Annotated in this window: 7 protein-coding genes and 1 other annotated feature; all 7 genes read left to right on the top strand. The window is 43.6% G+C overall.

Annotated features, from left to right (window positions below):
* Nucleotides 1-205 precede the first annotated feature (205 nt).
* The 7 genes from OCV54_RS08995 (at nt 206) to OCV54_RS09025 (ending at nt 8577) form a co-directional block, all read left to right on the top strand.
* On the top strand, nt 206-1093 hold the full coding sequence (locus OCV54_RS08995) for a DegV family protein (protein WP_055223636.1): 888 nt from the start codon (nt 206-208) through the stop codon (nt 1091-1093).
* Between the two features lie 140 nt (nt 1094-1233).
* Entirely contained in the window at nt 1234-2925 is a 1692-nt protein-coding gene (locus OCV54_RS09000; RefSeq protein ID WP_055223638.1) for a putative bifunctional diguanylate cyclase/phosphodiesterase, read from the top strand.
* A gap of 193 nt (nt 2926-3118) precedes the next feature.
* The gene (locus OCV54_RS14840) at nt 3119-3223 is read left to right on the top strand and encodes an ATP-binding cassette domain-containing protein (protein ID WP_082431307.1); all 105 of its coding nucleotides are present in this window, start codon (nt 3119-3121) and stop codon (nt 3221-3223) included.
* Between the two features lie 59 nt (nt 3224-3282).
* Nucleotides 3283-4221 (top strand): DMT family transporter, encoded by a 939-nt coding sequence (locus tag OCV54_RS09010; RefSeq protein WP_055223640.1) that lies wholly within the window; start codon nt 3283-3285, stop codon nt 4219-4221.
* 166 nt (nt 4222-4387) lie between these two features.
* Nucleotides 4388-4676 (top strand) — a binding site (T-box leader).
* A gap of 84 nt (nt 4677-4760) precedes the next feature.
* Nucleotides 4761-6482 (top strand): carbon starvation CstA family protein, encoded by a 1722-nt coding sequence (locus tag OCV54_RS09015; RefSeq protein WP_022216075.1) that lies wholly within the window; start codon nt 4761-4763, stop codon nt 6480-6482.
* 229 nt (nt 6483-6711) lie between these two features.
* Nucleotides 6712-7587, top strand: coding sequence for an NAD(+) diphosphatase (gene nudC / locus OCV54_RS09020; RefSeq protein ID WP_055223642.1), 876 nt, complete (start codon nt 6712-6714; stop codon nt 7585-7587).
* A gap of 288 nt (nt 7588-7875) precedes the next feature.
* Nucleotides 7876-8577 carry a YgdI/YgdR family lipoprotein gene (locus tag OCV54_RS09025; RefSeq protein WP_015534046.1) on the top strand — a complete coding sequence of 234 codons (702 nt, stop codon included), beginning with the start codon at nt 7876-7878 and terminating at the stop codon, nt 8575-8577.
* The last annotated feature ends 125 nt before the right edge of the window (nt 8578-8702 follow it).

The following is an 8702-nucleotide window of genomic DNA, read 5'->3' on the forward strand; positions in this document are numbered from 1 at the left end:
TTTAAAACAACGTGTTGTGGGTGCTTTTGCCCGTTTTTTATCGTATTTATGACTATGAATAAAGTACAGATGATGATACAATAGTAAGCAAGAAACGATGATAAGAAAAAGTGTATGTTAAATCGAAAGAAAATGCTAATACTAGATCAAAAGAAAACGCGAATGTAAAAAAGTAATCATAAATATATTGGAGAGGTGGACAAACATGGCAAAGTTTATCTTGAGCTGCTGCTCAACAGCAGATCTTTCAAAGGAGCATTTTGACAAAATAGACGTAAAATATATATGCTTTCACTACGAGCTTGATGGTGTGGAGCATCCTGATGACCTGGGACAGACCATGCCATTTGAGGAATTTTACAGAAAGATGACAGAGGGTGCGGCTACGAAGACCTCGCAGGTGAATTCAGATGAATATTATGATTTCTGGAAACCTTATCTTGAACAGGGGTATGACATACTTCACCTGACATTGTCATCGGGAATAAGTGGGTCTATAAACTCTGCAAATATTGCCAGGGAGGATCTGGAGGAAGAATTCCCTGACAGGAAACTCTATGTGGTAGATTCCCTGGGGGCTTCCTCGGGCTATGGATTGATCATGGACACGCTGGCAGGCATGAGAGATGAAGGCAGGTCCATAGACGAGCTGCATGACTGGATAGAACAGCATAAGCTGGACCTGAACCACTGGTTCTTCTCAACAGATCTCACGTTTTATATCAGAGGCGGAAGAATATCCAAGACTGCTGGAACGGTTGGCACAATACTTGGAATATGTCCACTTCTCAACATGGATAACGAGGGCAGGCTGATACCGAGATCAAAGATAAGAGGTAAAAAGAAGGTTATTCAGGAGATAGTAAAGCGCATGGAGGAGAATGCACAGGATGGGCTTGATTATTCCGGCAAGTGCTATATATCGCAGTCTGCATGTATGGAGGATGCCGAGGCTGTGGCAAGGCTTGTTGAGGAGAGATTTCCAAAACTTGACGGCAAGGTGGAGATCAATTATATAGGAACTACCATAGGAAGCCATACAGGACCTGGCACAGTTGCCTTGTTTTTCTGGGGCAAAAGACGTCAGGGGTAGGATAATACATTGTGCATTCATTTTTCCACTGCTATAATATAGGAAGAGTTTATATTTATTAATTTTTGATGCGCTTGGGCCGATTTTGATATTTAAGACCGGACGATACGGGCTATGTGGCGAAGGCTGGAGGAGAGAGAATGGATAATACAATTGATAAAAGCATACAAATGGACAGTCAGATGAAAGAATTCTTCGAGTGCATAAGCGGGGACGCGGATACACAGCAACAGAGAATCCAGTGTATAAGGAATGGTCTTGCTGCTATTGCTGACAGGCTCAGGCTGGGAAAGGCGGAGATTACTGTTGATATTCCGAAAAACAGGTTTATGCCGCTTGGAGAAAGAAGCAGCGCGGTATTATACGAGAGAGAAGTGACTGAATTGGGTACTCCCGTTGATATAGAGATGAAGATCAGAACCGGTGGTACTGTGTTTATCAAGGATTATCCATATGGTCCGGGTTATTCAGAAGAGGAGATACAGACACACAGGTTTATATTTAGGGAGATATTTATTCAGTACAACCGGACATTGGCTCAGTGCATGCTTGAAAAGATCATGAATACAGATATAAACACGGGTGTTGCCAATCAGAATTCCCTGATGTATTATGCGGTGAATCTGATAAATAACGGACGGATTGGTGATTATACAGGCATATTTTTTAATATCCACAATTTCAAGTATGTGAATAAGGTTTTTGATTATTCACAGGGAGATGTGATACTTAGAAATTATGCGCATATGGTGAAGTCATATCTTGACAGCGATGAGGAGATAGCAAGGCTTGGAGGAGATAATTTTGTTGTAATCTGTCGTAATGAGAATGCGTCTGATTTTATAAGCAAGATTAAAGATGTTCATATGAGTCATGAGTTCAGATCTGTCAAAAGAGAATTACAGCTGGGAGTTACAGCGGGTATAGCCTGCCTGGAAGGCGTTGATAAGCCGAGGGAAGTTATGGCCAGAACCAGCATTGCGTATCAGGCAGCAAGAAAAACCGGAGCGGGCTCTATAGTGGTATATACAAAAGAGATTCAGAAGCAACTTATGGATGATCAGGAGATTCTGGCTGCTTTTCCCCAGGCACTTGCTGCGGGCGAATTTGTAGTATATTATCAGCCAAAGGTGAGGATTGCGGACAAAAGTATATATGGTGCGGAGGCACTTGTCCGCTGGGTGAGAGATGGACAGGTGGTCACTCCTGCGAGATTTATACCGCAGTTTGAGAGAGAGGGAAGTGTGTGCAGGCTTGACTACTATATGCTTGAGCAGGTATGCGGTTTTTTGAAGAGCAGACTGGATAAAGGTCTGAAGATTGTGCCTGTATCAGTCAATTTTTCCAGAAGACATCTGGAAGAAGGCGATCTGGTGGAACGAATAACCGGTACCATAGACAGATTTGGGATAGACAGAAGCTATATTGAGATAGAGCTCACAGAAAGTGAGGATTATCAGAATTATGAGATCATGTCCAGCGTGATAGGAAGACTCAAGGAACGAGGCATAAGTACATCCATAGATGATTTTGGCACAGGATTTTCTTCACTCAACATGATCAAAAAGGTTGACCTTGATACCATCAAGATAGACAAATCGCTGATACCTTTTGACGATGTAAACAATAATAAGCATCAGGATATAGTAATGTTTTCAAGCATAATAGACCTCATAGGCCGGCTCGGGAAAAAGTCAGTTGCGGAGGGCGTTGAGACAACTCAGCAGCTTGACTATCTGGAAAAGCTTGGCTGTGATATAGTACAGGGATATGTGTTTGACAAGCCCCTGCCAAAGGATGAATTTGAGCAAAGGCTGGAATCGGGATATTAAAAAGCGGCAATGGAGCCATATGAACTCCATTGCCGCTTTTTGTGTATGTAGTAAAACGGTAAAATATATATACATGGGGACTTGTTTCTTCACCGGGAAAATGATAAAACTGTTGAGAGGATTGATAAGGAAACACAGCAAAAATTGCTGCTTGAGATGGGGTGCCAGGGAAGTGGCTGACCGTGTTATATTTATGGCTAACGGGATCATAGTTGAGGATGGAACTCCGAAGCAGCTGTTCGGAAACCCGCAGAATGACAGGACAAAGGCGTTTCTCAGTTCAATTCTCAACACATAATAGAGTGCCTGTATGTTGTATGCTGTGGCACGGACTAAAAAGAACGAGAGGTTTCACAGATGAAGAGTAGACAGGTAAGGAATTCACTGCTGCTGGTTTTGACAGCTTTTATATGGGGCGTAGCCTTTGTTGCGCAGAGACAGGGAGGAGATGCGGTTGGACCGTTCTCTTTCAACGGAATACGGTCACTGATCGGCGGTGCTGTTCTTATACCGGTCATATTTATAATTGACAGGATAAAACCATCTGATAGGAAACCGAGTAATAGATCAGATAGAAAGAGACTTGTGATTGGCGGTATATGCTGTGGAACTGTTCTGTTCCTGGCAAGCTCTGCACAGCAGCTTGGACTTTATATGGGAACACCGGCGGGAAAAGCGGGATTCCTCACAGCGTGTTACATATTGCTGGTTCCAATTCTGAGTCTGTTTTTGAAGAAAAAATGTGGCTGGAATATATGGCTTGGAATAGTTATAGCTGTGGTGGGGCTTTATCTGCTTTGTATGAGTAGCTCACTGTCATTTCAGAGCAGTGATCTTATGGTGCTTGTATGTGCATTGCTTTTTGCAGTACATATACTTGTGATAGACCATTTCTCACCGCTTGTGGACGGAGTCAGAATGTCATGTATACAGTTTTGGGTATGCGGGATTCTCAGCATATTCCCGGCGTTTTTCTCGGAGATGCATCACAGTGTGGCTGGAATTGCGGCATGGGTGCAGCCTCTCGGTACATTGAGTGCGTGGATTCCGATACTCTATGCAGGAGTGTTGTCATGTGGCGTGGCATATACACTTCAGATAGTTGGACAGAACGGACTAAATCCCACTGTCGCTTCAATGATCATGAGCCTTGAGTCGGTATTCTCTGTCATTGCCGGTTGGATCATCCTTGGAGAACGTATGGGGGTAAGACAGCTTGCAGGATGCGGGCTGATATTTGCCGCAATACTTCTGGCACAGATCCCGGTCGGACGAGGAAAGAAAGAGATGGCATGAACGTCTTGAGAGCCGATGATAAAAATACTTTGTTTTCACAAGAAAAAATATGCCGCAGGCGTACATATATCGTTGAAACACTTGAAAAAAATGCGAGTTTTTATTTACTTGCAAAAATGGGTTGACATTAAAATACTTCAGTGCTAGTTTAGGTACCGAACAAAGAGCAAATGCAAAGAACAGAATACGGTCGTCAAAGATCGCATACTTCAGAGAGCCGCCGGTTGGTGTGAGACGGTGTATGTCCTTGATGATTATCCTCTGCGAGCAGTGCACTGAATTCCCTGGTCATGAGATGCCAGAGACATTAGGTGTCACCGGTTTTCTACCGTTACATAGAAGCTTATTTCAATAGACAGTGAGTAGTGGTCAGGCGAGATAAGGTCAGAGAGGTCATCCTTTTATGATGGCAAATAAAGTGGTAACGCGGAAGTATACAGGCTTTCGTCTTTATGAGATTGCATAAAGACGAAAGCCTTTTTTAATTTACTCTTTGCAAAAATGAGATATCGCCATAAGGCGTGAGAAAGGAGAAAGATATGAATAGTTTGGTAATTGTTCTTATCGCAGTAGTAGTTTTAGGTGCTGGCTATCTGGGCTATGGAAGATGGCTTGCAAAGAAATGGGGTGTAGATCCAAATGCAAAGACACCAGCAGTTGCAAATGAGGATGGCAAGGATTATGTACCATCATCAAAGCTTACAGTATTTGCACATCAGTTTTCATCGATAGCAGGTGCCGGCCCTGTCCAGGGACCTATCATCGCAGCCATGTTCGGATGGGTACCAGTTTTACTCTGGCTGCTTGTCGGAGGCGTATTCTTTGGTGCAGTTCAGGATTTCGGTTCACTTTACGCATCAGTTAAAAATGGTGGTAAGTCAATAGGACTTGTCATCGAGAAGTACATAGGCAAGGCAGGAAGAAGATTCTTCTCACTGTTCTGCTGGCTCTTTACACTTCTTGTTATAGCAGCATTTACATCGATGGTTTCATCGACATTTAACGGTTTCACAGCAGGCGCTGACGGAGCTGTGACAAAGAACTTCAATGGTGCTGCAGCTGCTACAGTTTCAATGCTGTTCATAGTAGTAGCCATGGTATTCGGTGTGGTTATGAAGACATGCAAGAATATGAAGGAGTGGCTCAAAGCTATAGTAGCTATCGTCCTCATCGTTGCAATGTTTGCAGTAGGTATGAAATGTCCTTGGTACTTAAATGGTGACCAGTGGAATTACGTAATCATGGCTTACCTCTTCCTCGCATCAGTTCTTCCAATGTGGTTACTCATGCAGCCAAGAGATTACATGACAACATTCATGCTCATCGGTATGTTAGTTGGTGCATTTGTCGGAGTTCTGGTAGGACATCCTGATATGAACCTGAATGCATTCAATGGTTTCACAGTTGTATCATCAACAGGAGCTAAGAGTTATCTGTTCCCAACACTGTTTGTAACGATCGCCTGTGGTGCGGTTTCCGGTTTCCACAGCCTTGTTTCATCAGGAACATCATCTAAGACAGTAAGAAATGAAAAAGATATGCTTTTCGTAGGTTACGGCGCAATGATCCTTGAGACGCTCCTCGGAGTTATCTCACTTATAGTAGTTGGTGCTGTCGCAGTTGGCGGCAAGGCTCCAGAGGGTCTTACACCTTTCCAGATCTTCTCACAGGGTATCGCAGGATTCCTCGAGAAGTTCGGACTTCCAAACTCAGTTGCAAATGTATTCATGACAATGTGTGTATCAGCACTTGCTCTTACATCACTTGACTCAGTTGCACGTATCGGACGTATGTCATTCCAGGAGCTCTTCATGGGAGACACAACAGATACATCCAAGATGCCTGTATGGCAGAAGATACTTACAAACAAGTATTTTGCAACAGTTATAACACTGTTCTTTGGTTATCTTCTCTGCAAGGGTGGATATTCAAATGTATGGCCACTCTTCGGATCAGCAAACCAGATGCTTGCAGCCCTTGTACTTATAGGCGTAGCAGTATTCCTCAAGGCAACAAACAGAAAGCACGCAATGCTCTACCCACCTATGCTGATAATGCTTGCTGTTACATTTACAGCTATCGTGCTCAATGTAATAGGCAATGTACAGAAGTTCCAGGCTGGAACAGCAACATTCCTTGTAGAGGGACTTCAGCTTATAGTAGCAGTATTCCTTATCGTGCTTGGTATCATCGTGGCCATCACATGTATCAAGAAGCTCGTTCTTATGAAGAAGGAGAATGCTGAGAAGGCAGAGGCTTAAATGATGAGTGGGGGGAATCCCCGATAAAGATTTTAAATATAATAACTACCAAAAAATCAGGCAATTGGTGAAATACCGATTGTCTGATTTTTTATGTTTACATGGCATGGCTGTAACCAACATTAAGGATTGACAGGCTGAAGTCTTTGAAGGAAAATAATAGGGGAAATGAGGGATGTCATTCTCTTTGAGATCTTTGGACATCTGGAATAGTGGAGGAAATATAGGTATGATACAGGATATAGAACCACAGAGGTTTAATAATCAATATAGTAACAGGAGAGAACCAGAGGATCATGATATGGTTCTCTCTTTTTCTGAGAAAATGATATTTGCGAAAGTTATGGATGATGAGAACCTGCTTGGGTTTATGACGTATGGAGAACTGCAGAAAATAACCGGATGCGATAGGAAAATAGGGGATCTGGTTTATCTCTTTTCAATAGATGATACCGCATATTTTATGTGGAATGGAGATAACAGACTTGCTGCCCCGGGCTATGAATACCGAAGCATGTATAAGACAAGGGCTTGCTATCCGAAGACTGCGGTTCTTGCGGCGGCGACAGGCTGGCATCTGTCGCTTTGGTACAGGACCAACAGGTTCTGTGGTGCCTGTGGAGAGAGAACTGTTCATGATGAGAAAGAGAGGATGCTCAGATGTCCGTCATGCGGCAGGCTGATATTTCCAGTCATAGCTCCTGCTGTCATAGTGGGCGTGATCGACGGCGACAGGATCATACTTACCACATATGCGGGCAGGGAGTACAAGAGATATGCCCTGATAGCGGGATTTACCGAGATAGGGGAGAGTGCTGAGCAGACCGTCAGACGGGAGGTCATGGAGGAGGTCGGCATCAGCGTTAAGAATATCACTTATTACAAGTCACAGCCATGGGGCTATGACAGCAATCTTCTCATGGGTTATTTCTGTCAGGCAGACATACCGGAGGGCGGTGACGGACATCTGACCATAGACAGACAAGAGCTTGCAACCGGAGAGTGGGTGAACCGTGATGATATTCCAGACTATCCGGAGCACCTGAGTCTCACACATGAGATGATGGTATACTTTAAAGAGCACGGACAGGGAGTGTTTAAGTGACAAATAGAGCTAAGATGTAATATCCATTGAATATCCGGACGGGTGGTCATTGTCGTTTTCAAGTTACACACGGAGTTAAGATCGCTGTTTATTGCAGGACTCACTACAAATACCCTACGGGCAGAAAAAAGATTATTTAAGTTTTAAACGGTTGTGTAAATGTATGGAGTTATTGTATTATAGACAAATCAAGGATATGGATACTTGAGAAAAATATGGGAGAATGTTTCTTTATATAATAAGACATTAAAAATGGGCTTATATCGAGAAAAAAGGGGTAAATGGAATATGAAAAAGACAGGAATTGTGATATGTGTGCTTGCGGCACTGGTGGGACTTGCGGGATGTTCATCAGTGGTAAGCAGTGATAAAACAGATAGAACCAAATCGGGTATAGAGAGTCAAGGAAAGTTCAAGGTCAATACGCCGGATGAGGAGTGGTTCAAGGAGACTGCCCTAGATGTGGCGGCTTCGGTGAACGAACTTGCAAATGATGAAGCTTATATAAAGATAATGGGCGGAAGTGACGAGGTTGCTGAAGTCGCAAGTGACTGGGGGGATAATATAGCCGACACAAGTGGCAAGATTGCAGTTGTGATAATCTCGGATAAAGCAGCAAAATTCATTATGGGGCAGACTGATGGTGAAACGTCCCTGTCCGATACGGCCAGAGACCGTGTTGAAAAAAATGCGTGCTTGGCATTTGGAAATTATGTGACCGCCAGCGCTGGGGGAGCGAGTGCATTGGCGGCCTCATCAATACTTAGGTATGATCAGGCGTATGTAGTAAGTGAACCGGTGCTGGATCAGGTGTGGGTGATCCCAGCTGGGGAGGAATGTGCACTGTGGATAGCCTATAGTAACTGTGGTGACGGAATAGTGAGCGTGAGTGGAAGTTACATGGCACTCCCTGATGGTCAGACTGTGGAGGAGGCTGCGGATTCACTGTTCAGCACGTGGGGGTTAGAAGTAGAGGTGCACGAGTGGTAAAGTCACTTTGATATATGTGTTTTAAATAAACGGCGGAGACTGATATGTACCCTCTTTACTGGACAACCAGTAAGGAGGGTATTTTTATGCGTTATAGTTATGAGTTTAAAATGATGTGTGTTGAA

This window comes from Coprococcus aceti, assembly GCF_025567285.1.
Lineage (GTDB): Bacteria > Bacillota > Clostridia > Lachnospirales > Lachnospiraceae > Coprococcus > Coprococcus aceti.